Raw genomic sequence first — 23,362 nt, forward strand, 5'->3', positions numbered from 1 at the left:
GTCCGTTTCACACCTTGTCCCATCCGGTTCTCCATTTATTGGGAGGAAAGGTGTAAACCATATTCAGGACGGGACACCAGACGTAAAAAGGGCGCTGTTGAAAGCGCCCTTTTCTTTTTTCTGTCGACGACTGCAACCAGTTAACCGGAGCGGCTGGCAAAACTGCGTTTGAATCCCTTCTCGGCCTGATTGACCTTGTAGAGATAGCGCCGTGCCTCTGCCTTGGGATGCTGTTCGGTCAGTACCTGATAGACCGCCTCGGGGGAGAGCTGGTTGATCATGCCGGGGGCCGCCTTGCGATCGCTGGAGAAGGTGTTGAGCACCCCGCCAGCACCGCCGTTATAGGCGGAGATCACCGCATAGCGGCGGGACTGGGGATCCTGGATATCTGCCAGATAGACGGTCTGCAACAGGTGCAGATAGGCGGTACCGACATCGATGTTGTAAGCCGGATTAAACAGGTCTTCCCGGGTAGGCTGACCACTCTTACCCTTGACCCGCACATAGACATCACGACCCGCGGTAGCCGGGATCACCTGCATCAGTCCATAAGCATTGGCATGGCTCACCGCATAGGGGTTGAAGCTGCTCTCGGTCTTGATCACCGCATAGATCAGGCTTTCAGAGACCCCGTATTTGCGGGAAGCTTCACGGATCAGGCTGGCATACTTGTAGCCCCGCCTGTCTTCGTGGTTGGCCACCATGGGAATATCGACGAAGAAGATGGTGCGAATCCCCAGTGTACGCTTCTTCATCGCAGTGTTGAGCAGATAGTCGGCGTAGCGCTCGGCACGCCAGGATGAACGAATAGGCTGGCGCTGATTGTCCAGCACCTGACCGTAGAGGAAAGGCTCGCCACCGGGCATGATTTCCCGATCGGAGTAAAGGTCCACTTCGGCTGGATCGTCCGGAGTAAGCAGGGTCTCGATAATGGCGCGACGCAGGTGAGCGCGCGGGTCGATGCCGGAGACAGTCTCGACCATGATATGGCCGCTGGAGAAGTCAATATGGGCCCGGCTCTTGTACTGATCCGTGTATTTGACGTAGTCAAACTTGCCCGCAAACAGCGCCTCTCGTCCCCATATCTCGTTCACATTATGGGAAAGCGCACTGATCATGTGTTCAAAACCGCGGATGTCCTTGCCGTTGACGAGATCGTCATCCTCACTCCCGCTGGGCTTGGGGGAGGATGAGCAGGCAGAGAGAAACAGCAGGGTGCACAGCAGCCAGAAAATTCGGCCCATAGGATCCTCAAACCGGGCGGCACTGCCGCCCATCATTCATATGCCGCGAGTAAACAAGGGGAGGCTAGCCACCTTTGGCCCAATCCCCGCTCACAGGTACTACAGTTCAATCGTTTACTGGCTGGGAGGGGTGTAACCTTCGATCTGCACTTCACCTGCATCAAACAGATAGCTGACCATCTCTTTTTCCAGCAGTTGGCGATGCTCAAGATTCATCATGTTGAGCTTTTTCTCGTTGATCAGCATCACCTGCTTCTTCTGCCACTCGGCCCAGGCTTCCTTGCTGATGTTGTCAAAAATTCGCTTGCCGAGCTCACCGGGATAGAGTTGGAAATCCAGACCCGGGCCCTCTTTTTTCAGGCGTTGGCAAAATACAGTACGGCTCATGTTGACCTCTATGGTTGTAACTCTGGATAGGCGAGCAGACGGGCCGTGGCGGCCGCCAGCCCCACCTCGGCAGGATGGCGTAAGTTATACCAGAGTCGGTTATCTGCTTCCATGAGCCGCAGCGGCTGCGCCTCATCAATGTCAATCAGCAGCGGCCGAATATCGAGGTGGAAGTGACTGAATGTATGGCGAAAACCGGCCAGTTCCCGATAACCGTGATGACTCAGGCCAAGGGACGCCAGCAGACCCTCCACCTCCGCCAGCAAAGCCGCCTGCGGGAAGCAGTAGAGCCCGCCCCAGATCCCCTGTGGCGGCCGCTTCTCCAGCAGCAACTCATCGCCATGGCGGATCAGCAACATGATGCCATCCCGTGCCGGAATGCTCTTTTTCGGCTTACTATTGGGGTAGGCGGTGGGCTTGCCTTGCGACAGCCCCTGGCAATCGGCCCGCACCGGACAGCGATCACAGGCTGGCTTGCTGCGGGTGCAGATCGTCGCCCCGATATCCATCATCGCCTGATTGTATTGCGCCACCCCCAGTTTGGGAGTCAGCCGGATGGCGATCTCCCACAGCTCGTTCTCCACCTGTTTTTGGCCGGGCCAGCCCGGCAGCGCCAGCCAGCGGGTGAGTACCCGCTTCACATTGCCATCAAGGATGGCGTGAGGCTGACCAAGAGAGAGCGACAGCACTGCCCCGGCGGTAGAACGACCAATCCCCGGCAGCGCCATCACCTCGTCAAAGCGCTCGGGAAAGAGACCATGGTGATGATCGCGGATCTGCTGGGCCGCCTTGTGCAGGTTGCGGGCCCGGGCGTAGTAGCCAAGCCCGGTCCAGTGGTGCAGCACCTCGTCGACAGGGGCATCAGCCAGCGCCACCACATCGGGGAAGCGCGCCATAAAACGCTGGTAATAGGGGATGACTGTAGCGACCTGAGTCTGCTGCAGCATGATCTCCGAGACCCAGACCCGGTAAGGGGTCTTCTCCTGCTGCCAGGGCAGGGTTTTGCGGCCATGAAGCTCGTACCACTCCAGAACCCGGCTTGCGAAGGTTGATTGATTCACGTTGTTCTCATGTCGTTGATATAAGGGGAACTCTGCGGTTCCTTCGGCTCATCTGGCCTGCGCGGGCATAAAGTCATCCCGCAGCACAGCGCCAGCTGTCTGGTGCGGCAGCGTAAGGCCTCGTCACGCCCAAGTCAAAGCCGCGCTGACTGGCACTGCGGGCAGGTGGTGGTCAGGCAGCAAAGCGGTAACAAAGACGATATACTCGGCCCCACGATTGATGACGGGAGAGACGGTTTGCAGACTTATCTGGTTGGGGGCGCAGTGCGGGATCGCCTGCTGGGATTGCCGCAGGGCGACAGGGATCATCTGGTGGTCGGTGCCACCGTGGAACAGATGCTGGCGCTGGGTTTTACCCAGGTCGGTCGCGACTTTCCCGTGTTTCTTCACCCCAAAACCCAGCAGGAGTATGCCCTCGCCCGCACCGAACGCAAACAGGGTCAGGGCTACACCGGTTTTGTCTGCCACGCCGCCCCCGATGTGACGCTCGAGCAGGATCTGCTGCGCCGGGATCTCACCATCAACGCCATCGCCGAAGATGATCAGGGAGAGCTCCACGATCCCTACGGCGGCATCGAGGATTTGGAAAAACGGCTGCTGCGCCACGTTTCCCCTGCCTTTGCCGAAGATCCGCTGCGCATCCTGCGGGTCGCCCGCTTCGCCGCCCGCTTCCACGCTCAGGGCTTTACCATAGCGCCGGAGACCCTCGCCCTGATGAGCGAGATGACGGCCGCTGGCGAGCTGGCCCACCTCACGCCGGAGCGAGTCTGGAAAGAGCTGGAAAAAGTGCTGCTGGGACCAACCCCGCAGATCTTTATCGAGGTGCTGCGCCAGTGCGGCGCCCTGAAGGCACTGTTCCCAGAGATTGATGCGCTGTTTGGCGTCCCCGCCCCGGCCAAGTGGCACCCGGAGATCGACACCGGCATCCACACCCTGATGGTGCTGGAGCAGGCGTGCCGGCTCTCCCCGGAATTGACCGTCCGCTTTGCCGCCCTCTGCCACGACCTTGGCAAGGGAGTCACCCCCAAGGAGTTCTGGCCAAGCCATCACGGTCATGGCCAGAAGGGGCTGCCGCTTATTCGTGCCCTGTGCGAGCGGTTCCGGGTACCCAACGAGTGCCGGGATCTGGCGCTGCTGGTGAGCGATCTGCACACCCACATCCATATCGCCTTTGAGCTCAAGCCCGTCACCCTGCTCAAAGTGTTCGACAAGGCGGATGCCTGGCGTCGCCCCGAGCGCTTTGCCCAGCTGCTGGATGCCTGTCGCGCCGACTTCCACGGTCGTACCGGTTTCGAGGAGCGGGTCTACGCCGAGCCGGACTACGTGGCCGAAGCGCTGGCTGCCGCCCAAGCGGTGCCGGTGAAAGAGATAGTGGCAGCCGGTTTCAAAGGGGAAGAGATCAAGGAGCAGCTCGCCAAAAAGCGGACCGATGCCATCAGCCGCATCAAGGATGAGTGGACCTTTATCGAAGAGTAACCTCGGCCCCATAACAGACGGCCGCCCTGATGATGAGCTCCGCAAGGAGAGCATCGCCAGGGCGGCCGTTTTGCATCCAAGTTTATATGTAAAGGGGTGCTAACCCCTGCTGGTGCCGTTATGCCGGACCAATTCGCTCCATCAGGCTCATATGGGATGAGCCATCGTGGCGCTTGAGGTTCTGGCGATACTCGAACTGGCGCTGACTCTCCTGCTTGAGCCCCAGCATCAGCGAATAGCACATCGCCAGCATGATCACCGAGAAAGGCAGCGCCGCTATGATGCTGGCCGCCTGCAAGGCTGCCAGGCCGCCGGAAACCAGCAGAATAGCGGCAACCAGCCCCTGCCCCAGACCCCATACGGCGCGGTGCAGTACCGGCGGCTCCTGATCACCGATGGAGAGCAGAGTGGTGATGACCAGCGTGCCCGAGTCACTGGAGGTGATGAAGTAGGTGCAGATGAGCAGGGTCAACACGGCCTTGGCGATCCAGCCGAAGGTATCCCAGTGCAGCAGCTCGACCGTCTTGTAGAGCGCCAGCGTCACATCCTGATTGACCGCAGCGACCACGCCACCGCCACCAAACAGCTCCAGATTCATCGCCGTACCGCCAAACACGGTGAGCCAGAACATGCCGAGCAGCGAGGGTACCAGCAGCACACCTAGCACAAACTCGCGAATGGTACGCCCCTTGGAGATACGGGCGATAAACATGCCGACAAACGGCGCCCAGGCAATCCACCAGCCCCAGTAAAACGCCGTCCAGCTCGACTGCCAGGCCGAGGTGCCGTTGGCCTCGGTGTTGGTCCAGAAGCTCAGTTTGACGATGTTCTGCAGGTAATCACCGATGTTCTGTACATAGGCGTTGAGGATATAGGTGGTCGGCCCCAGCACCAGAAAGAGCGCGAGCACGAAGACACTCAGCCAGATATTGAGCTCGGAGAGGATTTTCACTCCGCGCCCGACCCCGGAGACCGCCGACAGAGTGGCGATCAGGCTGATGCCACCAATCAGCCAAAGCTGGTTGGATTGCGATACGTCCATGCCGAACATCTGGTTGAGACCGGTATTCATCTGGGAGACCCCCAGTCCAAGGGAGGTCGCCACCCCGAACACGGTACCGAACACGGCCAGCACATCGGCCGCATGGCCCCAAAAACCGTAAATCCGCTCGCCAAGGATGGGGTAAAGCACAGAGCGGATCGCCAGCGGCAACTTGCGCCGGTAGCTGAAAAAGGCAAGTGACAGGCCGACGATCACATAGATGGCCCAGGGGTGCAGGCCCCAATGGAAAAAGGTGAGGCGCATGGCGATCTGGGCCGCTTCCGGGGTCATCCCTTCGGTAATGAACGGATTGCCCTGCAGATGGTTCATCGGCTCGGCGATGCTCCAGAACACCAGACCGATCCCCATGCCAGCGCTAAAGAGCATGGAGAACCAGGCGAAGTAGCCGAACTCCGGTACCTGGTCGTCGTCACCCAGCCGGATGCTGCCAAAACGGCTGAACATCAAGTAGACAGCGAAGAACAGGAACAGGGCGACCACCAGAATGTAGTACCACTTGAACCCGGCAATAATCTGATCCTTGGCACCGACAAACCAGGCGGCCGCGGTATCGGGAACAAATACGCCAAACAGCAAAAACAGGGTGATCACGGTGAGGGCCGTCATGGCCATGGTCGGGTTGAGGCCTTTCAATAGCCCTTTGCTTGCTCGCATCCAGCCTCCTTAGTCGTTGTTGAAAAAGTCTTCGCCCACATGATCACCGGCACCGCCGATGGCGCGATAGACCAGCTTGCCAGCCGCCTGTTCGCGGTGATCCACCAGCGAAACCGAGGGCTGGCCATTCACGGCGTGACGCTTGCCAAGGAAGATGGCCATGGGGACGCCCAGATTGGAGACACCGCTGGTGATCCAGAGGCGATTGAAGTCGTAAGAGCCACCGATGAACTCCAGCTGTGCCAGGCCGGTATCGAGGCCAGTCAGATAGAAGTTCATGGCACTTTCGTCAGGAAAGAGGTGCACCAGCACATAGGCGTAGCGCAATTCATTAACCAACTCCTTTAGGTTGAAAGTACCTGTCTCACTGCAAGAGAGGGGTAACTCACCATCATAGTGGTGTACCTTGAGGTTGTTCGGGTCTTCATCATAGGCAGGCTGATAGCGCACAAAAGCCGAGGTATCCGGCAGTTCATAGCGCACTCTGACCACACGTAACTCGGCCACCAGAGACTTGATATCCAGCTCGTCATTCATCATTTCGCTCCTCAAATGTCAGGGTGAATTCCGTGAAATGCCCGTCAACCTAACACAAAATTAATTAGAGCAGAAATTATTACAGCAAAAACCATATTGACCTTGTGACGAATTAGGCGGAAAATTTTGCCCCTCTCCATAGCCCTCCAATGACGCACACCCCATGGAAAAACATGATGAAGTGCTGGTCGCCCTGCGCCAGATTATTCGTGCCATCGACATGCACTCCAGGCGCTTGATCAAAGAAGCCGGGCTCACTTCCCCGCAACTCTTGCTGCTCAAAGGGATCGACGAGCTGGGACAGATCTCCATGCGTCAGCTGGCCGATCACACCAACATGAGCCAGGCCACCGCCACCACCATCATGGACCGATTGGAGAGCCGCCAACTGGTGCAGCGCGTTCGCAGCAATACCGACAAGCGCAAGGTTCACGCGACACTGACTGACGCAGGCCGCGCCCTGCTGGCCCAGGCCCCAACCCCGCTGCAAGAGCGCTTTATCCAACGCTTTCAATCCCTTGAAACCTGGGAGCAGACCCTGCTGCTCTCCTCCCTGCAACGCATCTCCACCATGATGAATGCAGACGAAATCGACGCTGCCCCGGTGCTGAGCGTCAGACCCCTGACCGAAGAGCAAGCTTAAACAGCCACAGAATGACAGACATAAAAAAAGCTCCCGACCGGGAGCTTTTGTCTATCAGGCACCGGAGATAATTACTCTTCCAGGCTGATACCGATATTGGAGACACCATCCTGAGAGGCGAATGCTCTGATGGCCAGGATACGATCGCTGTCGCGCTCATGGGCAACCCGCTTGAGCAACTCGACCTGAAACTCCAGCTCGGCCTCCATGTACTCGTGCTCGTAGAGCTCCTCTTCTGTCAGATCCCGCTCCTCCAGCAGCTCGATAAAACCGGCCACAGTGCCAACGGAGGCATGGCTGGCATCGTTGGCCTCTTCGCCAACCCGGCAGATCACCGAGTTGTAGGCGCAGCCCAGTGCCACACAGGCATCCAGCGCCGGATAGGCGCCGTAGGATTCAAACTTGCGGGGATCCGGAATATGGGCTTCGAACTCTTCGAGAATGGCTCCCAGATTGACACGTGAGCCCTTGACGGTCAGATAGTTCCACATCTGATCCAGCGCGTGCCGGAAGGCATCTGCATTGCCAAAACCGGAAGCCTGGCTGAACAGGGCATAGTTGGGGTACATGCGCTCTGCCAGCGCCAGGGTGTAGACGGTCTGTTGCCAAGGCTGTAGCTCGGCCAGCCGCTTATAAAACTTGTCACCAAACACTGGAGTCGGATCCTTTGCAAAATGTGGGGCAGATTGTAGCCCACGAGGGGCGTGGCGAAAACGAAAAAGCGCCCTGGTCGGCTATGTTGCGCTGGCAACTCGGGTAAGATGGGACGAGAGCGGCATCTTGTCGCGCCGCAAATTCTGATAAGGAACAAGAGTATGAGCCAACGTACCCTTCTTTTGCTCAGCCAGGATAATGCTCACTACGAACGTCTGCTCAAGGCGGCCAACCTCCCTCATCTGCGCATTCTGCGGGCCGACAACCCGAGCGATGCCGAACAACTTATCGGCAAGGCCCATATTCTGCTGGCAGAGCCAGCCCGCGCCAAGCCACTGCTGCCCAAAGCCAACAAGCTGAGCTGGTTCCAGTCCACCTATGCCGGGGTCGACGTGCTGCTCGATCCGGACAGTCGTCGCAACTATCAGCTCACCAACGTGCGCGGCATCTTCGGCCCGCTGATGAGCGAGTATGTCTTTGGTCATCTGCTCAGTCTGACACGCCAACTTCCTCTCTATCGGGAACAACAAAGACAACGACTCTGGCAGAGTCACCCCTATCAGGGGCTCAAAGGGAAAACCATGCTGATCCTGGGTACCGGCAGCATTGGCCAGCATATCGCCCACACCGGCAAACATTTTGGTATGAAGGTGCTGGGCATCAGCCGCAGTGGTCGGGAGCGTGCCGGGTTTGACCAGGTTTATCAGCTGCCTGCGCTCAACAAGATGCTGGCGCAGGCCGATGTCATCGTCAGCGTGCTGCCTGCCACCCGCGATACCCGTCATCTCTTCAATGCCGCCCGCTTCGAACACTGCAAACCTGGCGCCATCCTGTTCAACGTCGGTCGTGGCAGCGCTGTACACTCGGGCGATTTGCTCACCGCACTGCGTACCGGCAAGCTGGCAATGGCGGTGCTGGATGTATTCGAGCAGGAGCCGCTGCCCGCCGACAGTCCACTGTGGGGACAACCCAACCTAATCGTCACCCCCCACAACAGCGCCTACAGCTTTCCAGAGGATGTGGCCCAGATATTTGTACGCAACTACATTCGCTTTATCGATGGCCAGCCACTGGATGGCAAGATTGACTTCGACAAGGGTTACTGACCAGCACTACGCATGCAAAAAAGGCCCCGCCAGTCTGGCGGGGCCTTTTCATTTCAGCTAGTGGCTACAGCGATTAGCCGGCGGCCAGCTCCTTGCGGTAGCTCTTCACCTTGGCCAGGAACTGGCGACGCTCCTTGCCACTGAGCGGTTCAGCCATCGGCAGCTTGGCGGTCATGGCATTAACCGGACGGTTGTTGATCCGCAGTTCGTAATGCAAGTGAGCACCAGTCGAGCGACCGGTGTTGCCGGAAAGGCCGATCTTGTCGCCCATCTTCACCCGCTGACCGGTTTTGACCAGCAACTTGCTCAGGTGCAGATAACGGGTAGAGAGGGTTCGACCGTGCTTGATTACGATATAGGTACCCGCCAGCGGGTGGCTGGTCGCCTTCTGGACCACACCGTCACCCGTGGCCAGTACCGGGGTACCCACCGGAACGGCAAAGTCGGTCCCCTCGTGGGGACGGATAGCACCAGTCACAGGATGCTTGCGAGCGGGGTTGAAGTTTGAGCTGATCCGGTAACGACTGTGGGTCGGATAACGGCGGAAACCGCGCTCCAGGCTGTTGCCCTGACCATCGTAATAGTTGCCATCATCGGAGAGCCAGGCCGACACCGTCTTGCCCTGACTGATCATTTCCACACCCAGCAGCTGGCTGTTACCGGTGCTCTTGCCCTCGACCGTCTCCTGGCGTACCAAAACCTTGAATTTATCGCCCTTTTTCAGATCCTGAGCAAAGTTCATCCGCCACTGGAACAGGTTGGCAATCTTCTGGATATGAGTGGCAGGAATGCCTGCATTGCGGGCACTGACATAGAAACTGCCGTTGATCACGCCATTGTAACGCTGCGGCTGCCACTCGACCTTCTCGTTGATCATGGAGGCAGTATAAGCATCGTCACTGCGCGACATCACCAGCGTCTGCTTGATGTTCAAGCGGATCTTGAGTTGTTGCAGAATGTTGTCCTGATCGATCAGCAGCTCTATGGTCTGGCCCGGTTTCAATCTGGCCAGATAGTTCTTGCTGTCCGCATCAAGTACTTTGTAGAGAGTAGTGGTAGAGAGTCCCAGATTGTTAAAAATGGCGGTCAGGTTCTCACCATTACGCACTCGGTAATCCTGCCACTGCGGTGCGGTATCAACAGGGATATCGTCCTCTGCCGCACTCTGATCAACCAGTTCGTGGTCGGGGATTTCGTTAAAATCGGTGTTGTTTTCGTTGGTTGCTGTACCGGCGGTATCAATGGGCAACTCAAGGCGAAGAGGCCGCTCCAGGATATCCCCCGGCGCTGGCAGCAATGCCACTGCTGACAGGGTCATGGCCGTCAGCATCAGCATGGCGTAAAAATGTTTGCGGGGAACCGGTGGTTCCCAATTGGCAGCCTGTGCTACCAAGGGACGGAGACGTTTCATCCGCTATCCTGTATTTAGATCCAAGAGAGAGTATTGCGATGTCAGTTGTGACAAAACCGTATAAAACTGTTTTTTGGACAAAACAAATTACAAATAGTTCATCACAATCTGCATGAACCTCACATTTTATGCATAACACGCCCTGATGGGCAGAAATGATCGCCTTTTTTAACTATTTTTTCCTATTTTTAAGAGCCGGGTCGGACTCGATTCGGCATTAAAAATTCAAATGTTGCGATAATTTTTCCATGGAGTGGATATGACGTTATCAAAACTGTTGCGCTGGATAATCCTTGTACTGTTCCTGATTGGTGCAGTTATGTTGTTCGTTCTTGAAGTCTCCACGGTCCGCCAGTCAATCCTTGATCAGATGTCGGCCAATCTGGAGACCGCCATCACAGCCCTTGGACTGGTACTTCAAGGCACCCTGCTCAATGATGATCAGGTGCTGGCCGAAACCATTGTCAATGCCATGTTTGACGGCGGCTTCGTCAGCTCGGTTATTCTGGTTGATCCGGATGGCCAATTGCTGTTTCAGAAGGTATTCCACTCTACCCAGCAAAATGTCCCTGGCTGGCTCCCTTCTGTTATCGGCATGCCACCCGTCAAAATTGAGCAAGAGTTGACAGATGGCTGGCGCATGCTGGGCACTCTGACCCTTGAGGGGCATAGCGGCTACGCCTATCAGCACCTGTGGAATGCCATCAGTCGCACCGGTCTGGCGCTGTTGGCGGGCCTCGTCGTATTTACCCTGATCATCTCCCTGGTGTGCAAACGCCTGCTGCAGCCCCTGGAGCAGATCAACCTGCAGCTGATCCGTATCCGCAAACACCAGTTCAACAGCACCCTGCCCACTCCCTGGTTGCAAGACCTCAAAGAAGTGGCACTTTCCATCAACCAATTGGTTTCCGAACGCAAACGGGATCTGCTGCAACAACGACTCAAAATCACCCAGCTGGGAAAACAGCTGCCACTGACGCCCCCACAGCCGCTGCAAGGAGTGAGCCCACTGCCGGAAGGCGGGCAACTGCAAAAATTTGTCTCCACACAAGGGGAGATCGCGCTCTATCAGCGTTTCTTGCCCAGTCAGCCCCTCGGTGCCGACAGCGCTCTCGCAACCATCCAGAGCGCCCTGCAACAGTGGCAGCACTCTCACATAGAGGGGATCTTGCTGCCCCTCTCCCTGCTCAATCACCCGCAATGGTCCGAGATCTTCCCCCTGCTAAGCCAGGGCCGCGGCAAAACACTGGATTGGCGCTGGGATGTGGTCACCTTTCCCGCCCACGGCCAAGCCATATTGGCTGCGTTGCAGGAACAGGGGTGTGAGCTCGCCTTCAGCGCCATTCCCCTCAATGCGGATACCTTCAATCAACTTGACCCGCTCAATCCCATTTTTATCAGCTGTCAGCTGACCGATGAGCCGCTCTACTGGAATCTGCTCTCCCAAACCATGCATGCCGCCGGTTATACCCTGCTGGCAGAATCGGGAGAGTGTCGCGACATCGACAAACTGCGGACCTGGGGTATCGATGGTTATGCCAAGGAGGCGCAATCATGAAGAAGCTCGCCATGCTGTTGCCCCTGCTGTGGCAATCCGGCCTGATGGCTGAAACCGTCACTATCACCACCGGGGGTGAGCAGGGGATTTATCACCAGATAGCCAAAGAGTTTTGCCGTCTAGCTCATGAGGTCGACGAGCAACTTGCGTGCACACTGCAGAGCTCATCGGGTTCAATAGAAAACCTGAAGCGACTGAAGAGTGGCGAGTCATCCTACGCCATGGTGCAGTCAGACTGGCTATATCAGGCAAGCCAGGGCTTGGGCCCTTTTGCCACCCAGCCGCAACCTGAGCTGCGCGCCCTGTTTGCCACCCATGCCGAGCCCTTCACCATAGTGATCCGTGCCGATGGCGATATCACTTCACTGGAACAGCTCAAGCTCGCCCCCATCGACATGGGGTTGAAGAGCTCGGGAACCCGCCAGACGGCGCTGACCCTGTTCAACATCTTGGGAGCGAAAGAGCAGGATCTCGATCTGAAGAGCATGGCCAACCTGCCGGATGCGCTCTGCAGCAAGCAGATCGACGCATTTGCACTTGTGATGGGACACCCTAACCGGATTGTGCTCGACACCGCCAAACGTTGCGCAGTCAGTTTCCTCCCCATCGATGGGGCCACCCGTGATCAGCTACTCAAGGGGGTCAAATATTACCAACGCAGTCAGGTGCCCGCCCGCATCTACCCCGGCAATCTGAAGGCGACGCCCACCTTTGCCATTGCCGCCACTCTGGTTACCAATGCCACCATGCCGGAAGAGTCTGTCTATCGCCTGACCAAGGCCATGCTGGCCCAGCAGACCAAGTTCAATGAGCAGACTTATGGCTACGCCAATATGTTTCACCGGGCACGCAATAAAACCGGCCCGGTGCTGAGTATTGAGCAGCATCCGGGCGCAGCGAAATATTTCGATGAGTTAAAGGCGGCGGGCAAGCTATAGCTGACGACGGGGAGAGCGCAGTTGCTCGCTGGAGAAGCGGGTCTTCATCGATGTCCACTGCGCCAACCGATCGGCACTCCCCGCCAGCGTCCCTTCCCGCCGTGACTTCATGATCCAGATGCTTTTGGCATCGAAACTGTAAACGGGAATGAGATCGGTACGCTTGCTGCCCGGCAGGATCCGGCTGTTGATGTTGTCGAGCACCAGTGGGTCAGCCTTGGGTGTCGGAAAATAGAGAGTCACCATGTGGAACTGGTTGTAACGCACCGCCTTGACGTAGGCCAGTCGCAGCTTCTTCTCATCCACCCCCAGCTCCATCAGGGTGTAGTACTTGGAGATGCTGTAATCCTCGCAATCCCCACCCCGGGCGCCGATGAACTCCAGCGGATTGGCCCAGTAATCCTCATCTCCCCACAGCTTGGGATCCTCGCTGTAGGTCAGATTGTTGAAGTAGTTGTTCACCAGCTCGATTTTCTGCTGATCCGTGGTGCCCGCCCTGGGGGTCAGCAGGCGAGAAAAAGCCTCGGCCCGTTGAATGGCGCGGCCACCATACACTTCCTGCAGCTTGGCCCGCAGATCCGGACTGGCAATATATTCGGAAAGACGCGAAGCCTGCACGTTGGCGCAACATAGCGCCAACGTGCAAGCCGGGATCAACAACCATTTCATACCGGACACTCCATGTCAGATGCTGGAGGTCAGTATAGTCCCTCCGGATGAGAGGCTCAGCAGGCGATCAGCGACACTGGGCGAATGCGTCTGCCAGTTGCTGCATGAATTGGGGATAACCATCCGGGCCGAGCGGTACCTGTTCACCCACCTCATCAAGCAACAGCACCTTGGCGCCGGTATTGCGTGCCACCGATTCGATCACAGCCGGTGAGAATTGCGGCTCGGCATAAATGCAGCTCGCCTGCTTCTCTTCCAGTGCCTTGCGGATATCCACCAGGGTCTTGGCGCCCGGGCGACGCTCAGGGCTCACGGTAAAGTGACCTTTTGAACTCATGCCGTAATGGCGCTCCCAGTAGCCATACGCCTCGTGGAAGACAAAGTACCCCTTCTCATTCACTGCCTTCATCTGGCCGGCAATCACCTTGTCCTTGGCATCCACCTTGGCATCAAATGCCGCGAGGTTGGCGTCATAGCGAGCCTGATTGGCCGGATCCAGCTTGCCCAATTCACTTGCGATCGCCTTGGCAATCACCTTGGCCTGCATCGGGCCAAGCCAGATATGGGGATCGACCCCTTCGTGATGATGTCCCTCATGCCCTTCATCATGATCATGGTTACCGTGCTCGTGGGCGGCATGATCGTGATCATCATGGTCATGGGAGTCATGACTATCCTGAGTCGCGTAGTTGAACAGCGGCATTCCCTCAACCTGAGTCAGGGCCAAAGCATGGGAATGATTGGCCAGCGGCTTGGCCATAAACCCTTCCAGCTCGGGGCCAACCCACACCACCAGCCCAGCACTGTTGATGCTGCGAATATCGGACGGACGCAGGGAGAAATCGTGGGGAGAGGCACCGGTCGGCAGCAATACCTTGGGCTCGCTCACCCCGTCAGTGATCGCCGCAGCGATGAAGCCAAGGGGCTTGATGGTGGTCAGTACCTCAATGGCACGAACAGGCAAAGTCACCGCCAGCAGGGCAGTGAAAAGCGCAATAATTCTCATTGGTGAATCTCGTCAGGGGATGAGTATGTGATAATATAACAGCCGTTTTTTGTTATATTATAACTCTCACTGGCTGTAAACCCCGGAGTTGTCATGAGCCAACTGGTAGAGCTGAAAGAGGTCTCTCTCTCGTTTGATGGACGCTCTGTGCTCGACAAGGTCTCCTTTACCCTCAATAAAGGCAAAATCACCACGCTCGTCGGCCCCAACGGGGCGGGCAAGAGCACCCTGAGCAAGCTGGTGCTGGGTCTGCTCACGCCGGATTCGGGCAAGATCACTCGCAGCCGCGATCTGAGAGTCGGCTATGTGCCCCAGCGCCTCTATCTGGATCCCACCCTGCCGCTGACGGTGCGCCGCTTCTTGCAACTGGGCAAAAACAGCCGCCTCTCCATCGAGGAGGCGCTGACCCGGGTGGGCGCAGAAGGATTACTTGAGAACCGGATGCAGAAGCTCTCCGGAGGCGAGATGCAGCGGGTGCTGCTGGCTCGCGCCCTGCTGGTCAAGCCCGAGCTGCTGGTGCTGGATGAGCCGGTGCAAGGGGTCGATATCACCGGCCAGATCGAGCTCTACGCCCTGATCGGCCAGCTCGCCGCCGAATTCAATTGCGCCGTGCTGATGGTCTCCCACGACCTGCATCTGGTGATGGCCAGCACCCACGAGGTGATCTGCCTCAATCGCCACGTCTGCTGTCATGGCGAGCCGGAAAGCGTGGCCCGCCACCCCGAATTTGCCCGTCTGTTCGGGCGACCGGAGCAGGAGGTGCTGGCGGTCTATACCCACCATCACCACTGCGATGGCGAACACCATCATCATGAACCGCAGGCCCCCATCATCCGCCTGCCTTCTCGCAACAACGCTCACAGCAAATAGCGCAAGCAACAGGACATTCAAGTGGACAGCTTTCTGTTATACGCACTCGCGGCCGGTCTCGGCATCGCCCTGCTGGCCGGTCCCCTCGGCAGCTTCGTGGTATGGCGCAAGATGGCCTATTTTGGCGACACCCTTTCGCACGCCTGCCTGTTCGGCATAGCACTAGGCATTCTGCTGCAGGTCGATCTCACCCTGGCGGTAGTGGTCTGCTGCCTCGCCATGGCGATGCTGCTGGTGATCATGAGTCGCAACCAGCAGGTCGCGACCGATACCCTGCTCGGCATTCTGGCCCACAGCGCCCTGTCGCTCGGTCTGGTTACCTTGAGTTTTATGGATAATGTGCGGGTGGATCTGATGGCCTACCTGTTTGGCGACCTGCTCTCGGTACAACCGATGGATCTGCTCTGGATCTACGGCGGTGGCGCGCTGGTACTGCTTACCCTGTGGCGCTTGTGGGATCCCCTGCTCTCCATGACCATCTCGGAAGAGCTGGCGCGGGTAGAAGGGATCCGGGTCGATATGTTGCGCTGCGTACTGATGCTGCTGATTGGGCTGGTGATCGCCGTGGCGATGAAGTTTGTTGGCGCGCTGATCATCACCTCCCTGCTGATCATCCCCGCCGCTACCGCCCGCCGTTTCAGCCAGACACCGGAGCAGATGGCTGGCTTTGCCGCGCTGATCGGCTGTCTCGCCGTGCTCGGCGGGCTGACCCTCTCCTGGTACCAGGACACCCCGGCTGGGCCTTCGGTCGTCGTCTGCGCCACCAGCCTGTTTGTGCTGAGCCAGTTCAAGAGAGCGTAACGGTGCAGGCTAGAGCGGCATGCTCTGGCGTGTCTCCATCATCAGCCACTGGCGCAACCGGCTGATGGCGGGCTCATGGGCCCGCGAGCGCTTGCAGGTAAAGTAGAAGGCATCCCCCGTCTCCAGCTGGTGTACCGGCAAGGCCACCAGCTGGGGATCATCGGGTCGCAGCATATAGTCATTCACAAATGCCACCCCCTGATCCCAGGCCGCCGCCTCCATCGCCAGCAGCACATGGCTGAAATGGTGCATCCGCGCCTCGTCCGGAATCACCAGCCCACCCGCCTTGGCCCAGCGCAGCCAATCCTCCCCCCTCGCCTTGTAGATGGACTGCACCGAAAGCAGCGGCAGCTGCCAGATGGCATCAGGCCACTCCCCGCTGACCTGCTGCAACAGACGGCGACTGCAGACCGGAAAGAGCCGCTCCTGATAGATAAGATCGTGACAGTAACCACGCCCGTGGGGTGAGACGGTGATAAAGCAGTCCGCCACCCTATCGGAGAGTTCGGGATCCTCCGCCACCATCTCCAGACTCAAGTCCAGCTCGGGGTAGAGCTGGCGCAATCCGGCCAAGCGGGGGATCAGCCACTTCACCGCAAACGAGCTGTAGACCGCGAGCCGGACTCGCATCTCGCCGCCACCACGCAACTGTTCACTGCTCTGGGCAATCTGGCTGAGCCCGGCGGCAATCCCTTCGAAGTAGCTCTCCCCCTGCGGCGTCAACGAGAGCAACCGCCCCTGACGCAGTAGCAAGCGCTCACCCAGAAAATCCTCCAGCAGGCGGATCTGGTGGCTGACCGCACTCTGGCTGACGTTCAGTTCAAGGGCGGCGCGGGAGAAGCTGAGCAACCGGGCCACCACCTCGAAATATTGCACCGCACGCAGGGGAGGGAGCTTCATTATCTAAATATCTCATGGGTGGTCATTTTTTATCATTTTACTGGATATCAACCGGCACGCTACCCTCCCCTCATCTGAAGTGGGAGGTGGTATGAATGCAGTCGGGATCGGCATCCTTTATCTGGTGCTGGGCAATATGGTGGCGGTCTTTTCCGATGCGCTGGTCAAGGTACTGGAGCCGGATCAGCCCATCTTCCAGTTTGTCTTTTTCCGCCAAGTTTCTGCAGCCCTTCTGCTGATGCCCTGGCTGCTCTGGTCATGGCGTCGCAACCCACCGTTGGCCATCAAGTGGCACCTGCTGCGGGCGCATATCTGGGCGGTCGGTGTCTGCCTGATGGTGGTCGCCCTCACCCGCTTGCCGCTCGCTACCGCCAATGCCCTCTTCTATGCAGCCCCCCTGATGATGGTGCCGCTGGCGGTGTGGATGGCGAGGGAAGCGATCTCGCGCCAGAAGGTGCTGACCGCAGTCATCGGATTTATCGGGGTTTTGATCGTGCTGCGCCCGACCGAGGTGAACTGGGCCGCTCTGGCGGCGCTTGGGGTGGCGCTGTCGATGGCGCTCAACAACCTGCTGATCAAGCGGATCCCGCTCAAGCAGCCCATCGCCCAGACCCTGTTTTTCACCAACGTGCTGAGCATGCCCTTCATTCTGGCGCTGGCACTGTGGGAAGGGGGCGACTGGCAGTGGCAGATGTGGTGGCCCGCCTTCGGATCTTCGGCGCTGATCATGGTCTATGCGGGATTGTGCGTGGTGGCCTATCGCAAGGCGGAGGCTAGCAAGATCGCCTCGGCGGAGTACACCGGTCTGCTGATGGCAGTGGCCATCGGGGTATGGTTGTTTGACGAGCAGCCGGGCCTGCCGCTGCTGCTGGGCTGTATCTGCATCGTCCTGCCACTTATCGCCATGGCGCGCAGCAAGCCAAAACCGCTGGCCGAGCCAGCGCTCTAATACTCAGGGTCTCCCCAGAAGCGGGGCGACCCTTTGCTGCAGATGGGGGACGATCTCCTGCTCGAACCAGGGATTCTTTTTGAGCCAGAGGCTATTGCGCGGTGAAGGGTGCGGGAGCGGCAGCCAGCTGGGGCCATAGTCGGCCCAGCTTCGCACCGTTTCGGTGAGCGACCCTTTAGCCGCCCCCCGCAGATAGTAGGCTTGTGCATACTGGCCGATCAGCAGGGTCAGTTCGATGTTGGGTAGCAGCATCAATACCTTGTCGTGCCAGGTAGGCGCACATTCGGGGCGCGGCGGCAGATCGCCGGATTTTCCCCTGCCGGGATAGCAGAGCCCCATCGGCATGATGGCGATGCGAGATTCGTCGTAAAAGGTGGCCTTATCGACACCGAGCCACTGGCGCAGTCGGTCACCGGAGGGGTCATCCCACGGGATACCGCTGGCATGCACCCGGGTGCCGGGCGCCTGACCGATGATCAGCAGGCGGGCACTCTCGGCCCCGCGGATCACCGGACGAGGCCCCAGCGGCAGGTGAGCCTCGCACAGACGGCAAGCCCTGATTTGCTCAAACAACTTATCGATTCGCTGCATGACGTTGATAGTACCAGCATTTCCCTGTTTTCCCTCTTGTGGAAACAGGGCGCGCCCCCTACTATCGCCATGAGCGTTTAATTTAATAAACGGATAATAATGAAAAACTGGCTAGGTACCGGCACCGCGACCCTCTCCTTCATCCTGTGGGGGATGCTGCCGCTCTATTATCAATTCATGCCCGAGGTCAACATGTGGGAGCTCATCTCCCACCGTGTGCTCTGGTCGGTTATCCTGCTTGGCGGCCTGTTTCTGCTGCTTGGCCACAAGGTGCCCTGGGCACAACTGCGCAGCGAGCCGCGCCAGCTCGGCCTAATCCTGCTGGCCGGCCCCGTTATGTCCATCAGCTGGTGCATGTTCACCTGGTGCCTCACTACCGGGCAAGTGCTGACCACCAGCCTCGCCTTCTTTATGACCCCGCTGTTCAATATCGTATTCGCCGTCATCTTCCTCAAAGAGCGACTCACCCCGCAAAAGCATCTGGCGGTCGCCCTGGCGCTGGCGGGGCTCGCCTACATGCTCTTCTGCTACGGCCAACTCCCCTGGTTCTCCCTCATCATGGGGGCCAACTTCGCCTGCTATGGCCTTATCAAGAAGAAGATCCACTACGACACCGGCACCAGCCTCTATCTGGAAGCCATGGTGCAACTGCCCGTCGCGCTGATCATCATCGGCACACTGGCGTGGCACGGGGAAGGGGCATTCGTGAACGGGGATCTGGCCGACAAGCTGCTGCTGATGGGCAGTGCGCCCGCTACTCTGCTGCCGGTGGGGCTCTTCTGCTATGCGGTGGCGAGAACCCGGATGAGCACTGTGGGGCTGCTGCAATATATCGAGCCCAGCCTCGCCTTCCTGCTCGCCATCTACTGGTTTGGTGAGGCGCCGGATCCCATAAAGGCAGTCGGATTCGCCTTCGTCTGGGCTGGTTTGCTGGTTAGCCTGTTGCCATTGCACCGGCTCAAGCGTCGCCCTCAGGGCGTACCGCGATAAGATTCCAACACCTTGTGCCAGCGGGGATCCTTGTCCATCTGCTCGGCGATGTCGTTGAGGATGGCATGCAGCTCGGGACGAGACTTGGGCAACAGAATATGGCGGGTATAGCTGGATTGGGGGAAGGGGGAGATAAACAGCTTGCCCTGATAGTGGTTTGAGTCGATGAAAAAGCCCAGCGCGGAGCCTGGCACCAGGGTCACATCGATACGGCCGCGCACCAGCAGCTCAAGATTGGTCTTCACCTTCTTGGCATCGTGACGCTCCAGCTCTCCCCTTGCTGCCGCATCGTCGATCCCCTGATAGCGGTAGCCCTCCACCCCGCCAAACACCAACCCCTTGAGGGAGTCGGGTCCGCGATAGGTGATCGGCTTGTCGCTGTTCGAGATCAGCTCGTTGGTGTCGCGCATCACCGGAAAGGTCCACAAATAGCGCTCGCGATGGGGATCTCCCACCCAGGCAGGATTGACCCAGACCACCAGACCATCGAAGTCGGGATCCGCCATCTCCAGCGCCAGCCGGGCGCGATTAACCAACCAGAGCTCTATTCTGGGTTCACCCCCCAGCTTTTCATTGAGATACTTGACCAACTCGTGGCTCAGCCCAGTATCTCCACCGGTATTGAAAGGCGGATGCTGATGGTAATCGTAGAGACGAATCGTCTCCCCCTGAGCCGGCACCGACAACAGCAACCACAACCAGAACCAAACCCTCATCGCACCTCCTTGAGCTGCCTCTGAGTTTGGCACAGAGAATTTGAATGAGAAAACCCGCAACCACCACACCGACACCACAACCATCCCCCTCTTCCCGCTGGTCTGTCTATATGGTGCGTACCGCCACCGGCCTGCTCTATACCGGGATCAGCACGGATCCGCTACGCCGTCTGCGTCAGCACCAGAATGGCAAAGGGGCTCGCGCCCTGCGCGGCAAGGGGCCCTTGACGCTGGCTTGGCAGCAGGAAGTCGGCGAGAAGGGGGTGGCCCTGCGCATCGAATATCGCCTCAAGCAGCAGCCAAAATCCTTCAAGGAGCAGCTGATCCTGCACCCCGCGATTTGGCAGAGCTGGAGCCCGCAGTGGTTAATCGACTCCCCCTGAATATTGCCAGAAAAAAAGACCACTCGATGAGTGGCCGAAAAGGGGAAATCAGGGAGCATCACACGACGTATTGTGCCACTACAGATAGGTATTGTTGCGCTGACGACGGTGGCTGATAAGCCAACAGACCACCAACACCAGCAGCAACCAGGGAGCCAGTTTGATGATCAGGGCAAGCATGCCGCTCAACAGCCCCAGCAACACAAACACACCGCTTACCAGCAGCATGGCAACCAGGGTAAAACCGGTCAGTGCCATCACCAGCAACACTCCCAGCAATATGAAAAATTCCAGCATAACTTGCTCCTTACGGGCACTCAGTGCCGCCGGGCTGCCTTGCGGTCAATCCAGCCAGCGTTTCAATTCATAACGGGGCGGCATCACCAGCACCGCCAGCAGATAGGCAGCCAGTGCCAGCGGTGGCACCAGGATCAGGGCAAGCAGGGCTACCACTCGCACCGTCACTCTGGAGATCCCCAGCCGTTGGGCAATGCCGGCGCAAACGCCGGTCAGCTTGCGATGCACCAGATCCTTGGGCCAGGGAGTCATGGTTATACCTCCACCTTCTGACCCTTGAGACGGGCCAGCTCACGCTCTATCTCGTCATTGAGCTCCAGCTCGCGGAACTGGGCCTCCAGCGAGGGATTCTGCCCCAAAATGGCCGCCTCCAGCTGGGCTTCCAGCTGTTCGACCCGGCCTTGAAAACCGTCAAAGCGCGCCATCAGCTCATGCATGCGCTGGTTGTCCACCTGAGCGCGAGCACGAATGCGGCTGTGGGCCGTCTGCTCGCGCAGGGTCAGCAGTTTCTGCTTCTCCCGCGCCTCGGTCAGCTTGGCTGCCAGTCGCTCGCTGTCGGCGGTAAGCTGGGCCAGCACCTCGGCCACCCGGGCCTTGTCCTGTTCCAGCTGTTCACATTTCCTGGCCTCCGCCAGCTTCTCGGTGAGGGCGGCACGGGCCAGATCCTCACGTCCCTTCTGGATGGCGAGCTCGGCCTTGGCCGACCACTCCAGGATCTGCGCCTGCAACCCCTGCTGGTGACGCTCCAGCTGTTTCTGTTCAGCAATCACGCGGGCGGCCTGGGTACGCATCTCGACCTGCACCTGCTCCATCTCTTCGATCATCAGGCGCAGCATCTTCTCCGGCTCTTCACTCTTGTCGAGCAGGCTGTGCAGGTTGGCATTTATCACGTCGGTCAGGCGGCTGAATACGCTCATGGTCTGGCTCCTTGTTGATGGGATTGCTATCTCTTCCCATTGCATTACAAGAGCCGTGCCAAGAAAAATTATTGTTGTTTTACATATAGATGGGAATTTACCGAGGAAATTCAAGAAGGGCTTGTTGGTGAAAATAGCCAACCAGGTGGTGATTTTTACCAATAAAAAAGGGAGCCTGAGGCTCCCTTGTCGATTCATCTGCGATATCTAGTCAAGCTGCGTGGCTGTGGCCCAGCTTGCTGTCCAATTCGGCCAGCTTGGCCTCCATCCTGGCACGGCACACTTCGGAGAGCTCGCGAATGCCAGCGGCACCGTGCTCCTTGCTGCAGACCGGTGCCATCACTTCCACCAGCACTTCGCCGTTGTCCCAACGATTGAGGTCGATCTGACCGAAGTAGCTGGAGCAGACGATGGGCACCACGGGCACTTCAGCCTGTACCGCAGTGTGGAAAGCGCCCGCCTTGAATGGCAGCAGGCCACGCCCCTTGGAGCGGGTCCCTTCCGGGAACATCCAGATGGAGGTGCCGCGATTCTTGATGCGATCCACCACCTGACCTATGGTGCCGATGGCACGGGAGCGGTTGGAGCGGTCGATCAGCACGTTGCCGGATAGCCAGAAGATAAGGCCGAAGAAGGGGAGCCACAGCAGGCTCTTCTTGCCCACCGCCACCACACCGGGCTGCACCGCACCGGTCACGGTGAAGATGTCGAAGTTGCTCTGGTGGTTGCAGACGTAGACCGCCGGGCCGACCGATTTCACCTCGTCGGCCACCGTCACCTTGACTCGCAACCCGATCAGCGGGCAGACCGCGTGATACATGCGAGCGAAGACATAGACGTTGTTGGGATGGCGCGGACGAACCAGACAGAGCAGCAGACCGAACAGGAACCAGAAAATGAGCAGCAGACCAAGCAGCAGCACACGGGCAATTTTGAGCATCGAACACCTCGAGTTTTAACTCGGCGCAGTATACTGATCCCCCTTTTAGCGAACAAGCGTTCGCCAAACAGAACCGACCAGACTTACCTGCTCTGTCACCCAGGCGATCAGTCATAACGAGCGCGGTAACTTGCCCCTCCAGACATAGCTCGCTAGGATGGCCCCATCTTGATGGACGGGGCGAACATGATTTTGCAACAACGGATAGCGAAACATCTCCTGCTGCTGGTCTGCCTGCTGCTGCTCAATTGTGCGGCCCAGCCGCTGGCCCGGCTTGCCCTGCTCGATCAGGCGCTCAGCTGTCAGGCGCTACCCGTTCAGAACTCGACAACGGATCTGGGGGATGCCAAACCGGCCAGCCCGCAGCCAGGCAGTTGCCAGCTCAACGGCAAGTGGCTGAGCGCCGCCCCCCTGCTCTGCATCGAACAGCTCTTCTTTGCCGTGGCGGTGCTGATCGCCCTGCTGGCCCCCCTTTGGCGCTACACACCGCCACTACCCCCACCCAGAGTCATCTCGCCACCCGAACGGCGTCTGCATCTCACCCTCTGCATCTGGCGGGAATGATTCCGGCTCTTTGCCATTGGTCATGACTCATGTTTGC

The 23,362-nt window shown here is 58.5% G+C and carries 27 protein-coding genes; 11 read left to right on the forward strand and 16 right to left on the reverse strand.

Translation table 11 applies throughout. From position 1 onward, the window contains the following. Positions 1 to 140: 140 nt before the first annotated feature. The 3 genes from mltC to mutY form a co-directional block, all read right to left on the reverse strand. The gene (gene mltC / locus G5149_RS15815) at positions 141 to 1,244 is read right to left on the reverse strand and encodes a membrane-bound lytic murein transglycosylase MltC (RefSeq protein ID WP_216979516.1); all 1,104 of its coding nucleotides are present in this window, start codon (positions 1,242 to 1,244) and stop codon (positions 141 to 143) included. Between the two features lie 114 nt (positions 1,245 to 1,358). After that, the gene (locus tag G5149_RS15820) at positions 1,359 to 1,631 is read right to left on the reverse strand and encodes an oxidative damage protection protein (protein WP_005343152.1); all 273 of its coding nucleotides are present in this window, start codon (positions 1,629 to 1,631) and stop codon (positions 1,359 to 1,361) included. An 8-nt stretch (positions 1,632 to 1,639) separates the two neighbouring features. Then, positions 1,640 to 2,692: an A/G-specific adenine glycosylase gene (gene mutY / locus G5149_RS15825; protein ID WP_421212929.1), complete on the reverse strand. Its 1,053-nt coding sequence runs from the start codon at positions 2,690 to 2,692 to the stop codon at positions 1,640 to 1,642. 237 nt (positions 2,693 to 2,929) lie between these two features. Here mutY and G5149_RS15830 point away from each other — a divergent pair, with 237 nt between their 5' ends. Next, a complete protein-coding gene (locus tag G5149_RS15830) occupies positions 2,930 to 4,168 on the forward strand; it encodes a multifunctional CCA addition/repair protein (RefSeq protein WP_421212931.1) in 1,239 nt (412 codons plus the stop codon). Between the two features lie 118 nt (positions 4,169 to 4,286). On the opposite strand, the gene G5149_RS15835 is transcribed toward G5149_RS15830, so the two are convergent. After that, positions 4,287 to 5,885 carry a BCCT family transporter gene (locus tag G5149_RS15835; RefSeq protein ID WP_005363036.1) on the reverse strand — a complete coding sequence of 533 codons (1,599 nt, stop codon included), beginning with the start codon at positions 5,883 to 5,885 and terminating at the stop codon, positions 4,287 to 4,289. Positions 5,886 to 5,894: 9 nt separating this feature from the next. Further along, positions 5,895 to 6,422, reverse strand: coding sequence for a hypothetical protein (locus G5149_RS15840; protein ID WP_069526903.1), 528 nt, complete (start codon positions 6,420 to 6,422; stop codon positions 5,895 to 5,897). 163 nt (positions 6,423 to 6,585) lie between these two features. Between G5149_RS15840 and G5149_RS15845 the strand changes: the two genes are divergently transcribed. Then, positions 6,586 to 7,065: a MarR family winged helix-turn-helix transcriptional regulator gene (locus G5149_RS15845; RefSeq protein ID WP_421212933.1), complete on the forward strand. Its 480-nt coding sequence runs from the start codon at positions 6,586 to 6,588 to the stop codon at positions 7,063 to 7,065. A gap of 71 nt (positions 7,066 to 7,136) precedes the next feature. Here the strand turns inward: G5149_RS15845 and G5149_RS15850 are convergent, their stop codons facing one another. Then, on the reverse strand, positions 7,137 to 7,718 hold the full coding sequence (locus G5149_RS15850; protein ID WP_216979520.1) for a YjaG family protein: 582 nt from the start codon (positions 7,716 to 7,718) through the stop codon (positions 7,137 to 7,139). A 162-nt stretch (positions 7,719 to 7,880) separates the two neighbouring features. On the opposite strand from G5149_RS15850, the gene G5149_RS15855 reads away from it, so the two are divergent. Next, positions 7,881 to 8,825: a D-2-hydroxyacid dehydrogenase gene (locus G5149_RS15855; RefSeq protein ID WP_421212935.1), complete on the forward strand. Its 945-nt coding sequence runs from the start codon at positions 7,881 to 7,883 to the stop codon at positions 8,823 to 8,825. 73 nt (positions 8,826 to 8,898) lie between these two features. On the opposite strand, the gene mepM is transcribed toward G5149_RS15855, so the two are convergent. After that, positions 8,899 to 10,236 carry a murein DD-endopeptidase MepM gene (gene mepM / locus G5149_RS15860; protein ID WP_005343143.1) on the reverse strand — a complete coding sequence of 446 codons (1,338 nt, stop codon included), beginning with the start codon at positions 10,234 to 10,236 and terminating at the stop codon, positions 8,899 to 8,901. A gap of 259 nt (positions 10,237 to 10,495) precedes the next feature. On the opposite strand from mepM, the gene G5149_RS15865 reads away from it, so the two are divergent. Both G5149_RS15865 and G5149_RS15870 read left to right on the forward strand, forming a co-directional pair. Further along, positions 10,496 to 11,794 (forward strand): LapD/MoxY N-terminal periplasmic domain-containing protein, encoded by a 1,299-nt coding sequence (locus tag G5149_RS15865; RefSeq protein ID WP_421212937.1) that lies wholly within the window; start codon positions 10,496 to 10,498, stop codon positions 11,792 to 11,794. Beyond that, positions 11,791 to 12,732 (forward strand): TAXI family TRAP transporter solute-binding subunit, encoded by a 942-nt coding sequence (locus G5149_RS15870; protein ID WP_421212939.1) that lies wholly within the window; start codon positions 11,791 to 11,793, stop codon positions 12,730 to 12,732. Before G5149_RS15865 ends, G5149_RS15870 begins: the two co-directional genes overlap by 4 nt. Here G5149_RS15870 and G5149_RS15875 read toward each other — a convergent pair. Beyond that, positions 12,727 to 13,401 (reverse strand): transglutaminase-like cysteine peptidase, encoded by a 675-nt coding sequence (locus tag G5149_RS15875; protein ID WP_005335848.1) that lies wholly within the window; start codon positions 13,399 to 13,401, stop codon positions 12,727 to 12,729. The two genes, G5149_RS15870 and G5149_RS15875, sit on opposite strands and share 6 nt — an antisense overlap. 67 nt (positions 13,402 to 13,468) lie before the next feature. Next, entirely contained in the window at positions 13,469 to 14,407 is a 939-nt protein-coding gene (znuA, locus tag G5149_RS15880) for a zinc ABC transporter substrate-binding protein ZnuA (protein WP_236294292.1), read from the reverse strand. A 93-nt stretch (positions 14,408 to 14,500) separates the two neighbouring features. Between znuA and znuC the strand changes: the two genes are divergently transcribed. Together znuC and znuB are read left to right on the forward strand one after the other, a co-directional pair. Then, entirely contained in the window at positions 14,501 to 15,277 is a 777-nt protein-coding gene (gene znuC / locus G5149_RS15885; protein WP_040067025.1) for a zinc ABC transporter ATP-binding protein ZnuC, read from the forward strand. Positions 15,278 to 15,298: 21 nt separating this feature from the next. Beyond that, complete coding sequence (gene znuB / locus G5149_RS15890; RefSeq protein ID WP_236358704.1) at positions 15,299 to 16,078, forward strand: zinc ABC transporter permease subunit ZnuB; 780 nt, start codon at positions 15,299 to 15,301, stop codon at positions 16,076 to 16,078. 9 nt (positions 16,079 to 16,087) lie between these two features. Here znuB and G5149_RS15895 read toward each other — a convergent pair whose 3' ends face one another. Then, positions 16,088 to 16,978 (reverse strand): LysR substrate-binding domain-containing protein, encoded by an 891-nt coding sequence (locus tag G5149_RS15895; RefSeq protein ID WP_064341638.1) that lies wholly within the window; start codon positions 16,976 to 16,978, stop codon positions 16,088 to 16,090. A gap of 91 nt (positions 16,979 to 17,069) precedes the next feature. Here G5149_RS15895 and G5149_RS15900 point away from each other — a divergent pair, with 91 nt between their 5' ends. Further along, the gene (locus G5149_RS15900) at positions 17,070 to 17,927 is read left to right on the forward strand and encodes a DMT family transporter (RefSeq protein WP_421212941.1); all 858 of its coding nucleotides are present in this window, start codon (positions 17,070 to 17,072) and stop codon (positions 17,925 to 17,927) included. Between the two features lie 3 nt (positions 17,928 to 17,930). On the opposite strand, the gene G5149_RS15905 is transcribed toward G5149_RS15900, so the two are convergent. Further along, positions 17,931 to 18,518: a uracil-DNA glycosylase family protein gene (locus G5149_RS15905; protein WP_421212943.1), complete on the reverse strand. Its 588-nt coding sequence runs from the start codon at positions 18,516 to 18,518 to the stop codon at positions 17,931 to 17,933. A gap of 99 nt (positions 18,519 to 18,617) precedes the next feature. On the opposite strand from G5149_RS15905, the gene rarD reads away from it, so the two are divergent. Further along, positions 18,618 to 19,508: an EamA family transporter RarD gene (rarD, locus tag G5149_RS15910; RefSeq protein WP_421212944.1), complete on the forward strand. Its 891-nt coding sequence runs from the start codon at positions 18,618 to 18,620 to the stop codon at positions 19,506 to 19,508. Here rarD and G5149_RS15915 read toward each other — a convergent pair. After that, the gene (locus tag G5149_RS15915; protein ID WP_005343130.1) at positions 19,490 to 20,224 is read right to left on the reverse strand and encodes a substrate-binding periplasmic protein; all 735 of its coding nucleotides are present in this window, start codon (positions 20,222 to 20,224) and stop codon (positions 19,490 to 19,492) included. The two genes, rarD and G5149_RS15915, sit on opposite strands and share 19 nt — an antisense overlap. A gap of 44 nt (positions 20,225 to 20,268) precedes the next feature. Here G5149_RS15915 and G5149_RS15920 point away from each other — a divergent pair, with 44 nt between their 5' ends. Continuing rightward, a complete protein-coding gene (locus G5149_RS15920; protein ID WP_421212945.1) occupies positions 20,269 to 20,607 on the forward strand; it encodes a GIY-YIG nuclease family protein in 339 nt (112 codons plus the stop codon). Between the two features lie 78 nt (positions 20,608 to 20,685). Here G5149_RS15920 and pspG read toward each other — a convergent pair whose 3' ends face one another. The 4 genes from pspG to G5149_RS15940 all read right to left on the reverse strand — a co-directional run bounded on the left by pspG (position 20,686) and on the right by G5149_RS15940 (position 22,761). Then, positions 20,686 to 20,904: an envelope stress response protein PspG gene (gene pspG, locus G5149_RS15925; RefSeq protein WP_005343128.1), complete on the reverse strand. Its 219-nt coding sequence runs from the start codon at positions 20,902 to 20,904 to the stop codon at positions 20,686 to 20,688. A 45-nt stretch (positions 20,905 to 20,949) separates the two neighbouring features. Continuing rightward, positions 20,950 to 21,156: a PspC domain-containing protein gene (locus G5149_RS15930; protein ID WP_124241612.1), complete on the reverse strand. Its 207-nt coding sequence runs from the start codon at positions 21,154 to 21,156 to the stop codon at positions 20,950 to 20,952. A 2-nt stretch (positions 21,157 to 21,158) separates the two neighbouring features. Then, a complete protein-coding gene (gene pspA / locus G5149_RS15935; protein WP_227341434.1) occupies positions 21,159 to 21,821 on the reverse strand; it encodes a phage shock protein PspA in 663 nt (220 codons plus the stop codon). Positions 21,822 to 22,032: 211 nt separating this feature from the next. Beyond that, a complete protein-coding gene (locus G5149_RS15940) occupies positions 22,033 to 22,761 on the reverse strand; it encodes a 1-acylglycerol-3-phosphate O-acyltransferase (protein ID WP_421172394.1) in 729 nt (242 codons plus the stop codon). Between the two features lie 186 nt (positions 22,762 to 22,947). On the opposite strand from G5149_RS15940, the gene G5149_RS15945 reads away from it, so the two are divergent. Further along, entirely contained in the window at positions 22,948 to 23,325 is a 378-nt protein-coding gene (locus tag G5149_RS15945; protein WP_421212948.1) for a hypothetical protein, read from the forward strand. The last annotated feature ends 37 nt before the right edge of the window (positions 23,326 to 23,362 follow it).

Source organism: Aeromonas sp. 600479, from assembly GCF_049175515.1.
GTDB lineage: Bacteria > Pseudomonadota > Gammaproteobacteria > Enterobacterales > Aeromonadaceae > Aeromonas > Aeromonas veronii_A.

Bases quoted from the DNA above. Each gene is read 5' to 3' on its own strand.
- G5149_RS15840 (WP_069526903.1), bottom strand. From the start codon at position 6,422: ATGAATGACGAGCTGGATATCAAGTCTCTGGTGGCCGAGTTACGTGTG.
- G5149_RS15900 (WP_421212941.1), top strand. From the start codon at position 17,070: ATGAATGCAGTCGGGATCGGCATCCTTTATCTGGTGCTGGGCAATATG.
- G5149_RS15915 (WP_005343130.1), bottom strand. From the start codon at position 20,224: ATGAGGGTTTGGTTCTGGTTGTGGTTGCTGTTGTCGGTGCCGGCTCAG.
- G5149_RS15895 (WP_064341638.1), bottom strand. From the start codon at position 16,978: ATGAAGCTCCCTCCCCTGCGTGCGGTGCAATATTTCGAGGTGGTGGCC.
- mltC (WP_216979516.1), bottom strand. From the start codon at position 1,244: ATGGGCCGAATTTTCTGGCTGCTGTGCACCCTGCTGTTTCTCTCTGCC.
- znuA (WP_236294292.1), bottom strand. From the start codon at position 14,407: ATGAGAATTATTGCGCTTTTCACTGCCCTGCTGGCGGTGACTTTGCCT.
- G5149_RS15820 (WP_005343152.1), bottom strand. From the start codon at position 1,631: ATGAGCCGTACTGTATTTTGCCAACGCCTGAAAAAAGAGGGCCCGGGT.
- G5149_RS15870 (WP_421212939.1), top strand. From the start codon at position 11,791: ATGAAGAAGCTCGCCATGCTGTTGCCCCTGCTGTGGCAATCCGGCCTG.
- mepM (WP_005343143.1), bottom strand. From the start codon at position 10,236: ATGAAACGTCTCCGTCCCTTGGTAGCACAGGCTGCCAATTGGGAACCA.
- G5149_RS15940 (WP_421172394.1), bottom strand. From the start codon at position 22,761: ATGCTCAAAATTGCCCGTGTGCTGCTGCTTGGTCTGCTGCTCATTTTC.
- G5149_RS15930 (WP_124241612.1), bottom strand. From the start codon at position 21,156: ATGACTCCCTGGCCCAAGGATCTGGTGCATCGCAAGCTGACCGGCGTT.
- G5149_RS15905 (WP_421212943.1), bottom strand. From the start codon at position 18,518: ATGCAGCGAATCGATAAGTTGTTTGAGCAAATCAGGGCTTGCCGTCTG.
- G5149_RS15875 (WP_005335848.1), bottom strand. From the start codon at position 13,401: ATGAAATGGTTGTTGATCCCGGCTTGCACGTTGGCGCTATGTTGCGCC.
- pspA (WP_227341434.1), bottom strand. From the start codon at position 21,821: ATGAGCGTATTCAGCCGCCTGACCGACGTGATAAATGCCAACCTGCAC.
- G5149_RS15865 (WP_421212937.1), top strand. From the start codon at position 10,496: ATGACGTTATCAAAACTGTTGCGCTGGATAATCCTTGTACTGTTCCTG.
- rarD (WP_421212944.1), top strand. From the start codon at position 18,618: ATGAAAAACTGGCTAGGTACCGGCACCGCGACCCTCTCCTTCATCCTG.
- G5149_RS15920 (WP_421212945.1), top strand. From the start codon at position 20,269: ATGAGAAAACCCGCAACCACCACACCGACACCACAACCATCCCCCTCT.
- znuC (WP_040067025.1), top strand. From the start codon at position 14,501: ATGAGCCAACTGGTAGAGCTGAAAGAGGTCTCTCTCTCGTTTGATGGA.
- G5149_RS15945 (WP_421212948.1), top strand. From the start codon at position 22,948: ATGATTTTGCAACAACGGATAGCGAAACATCTCCTGCTGCTGGTCTGC.
- G5149_RS15845 (WP_421212933.1), top strand. From the start codon at position 6,586: ATGGAAAAACATGATGAAGTGCTGGTCGCCCTGCGCCAGATTATTCGT.
- G5149_RS15855 (WP_421212935.1), top strand. From the start codon at position 7,881: ATGAGCCAACGTACCCTTCTTTTGCTCAGCCAGGATAATGCTCACTAC.
- G5149_RS15835 (WP_005363036.1), bottom strand. From the start codon at position 5,885: ATGCGAGCAAGCAAAGGGCTATTGAAAGGCCTCAACCCGACCATGGCC.
- pspG (WP_005343128.1), bottom strand. From the start codon at position 20,904: ATGCTGGAATTTTTCATATTGCTGGGAGTGTTGCTGGTGATGGCACTG.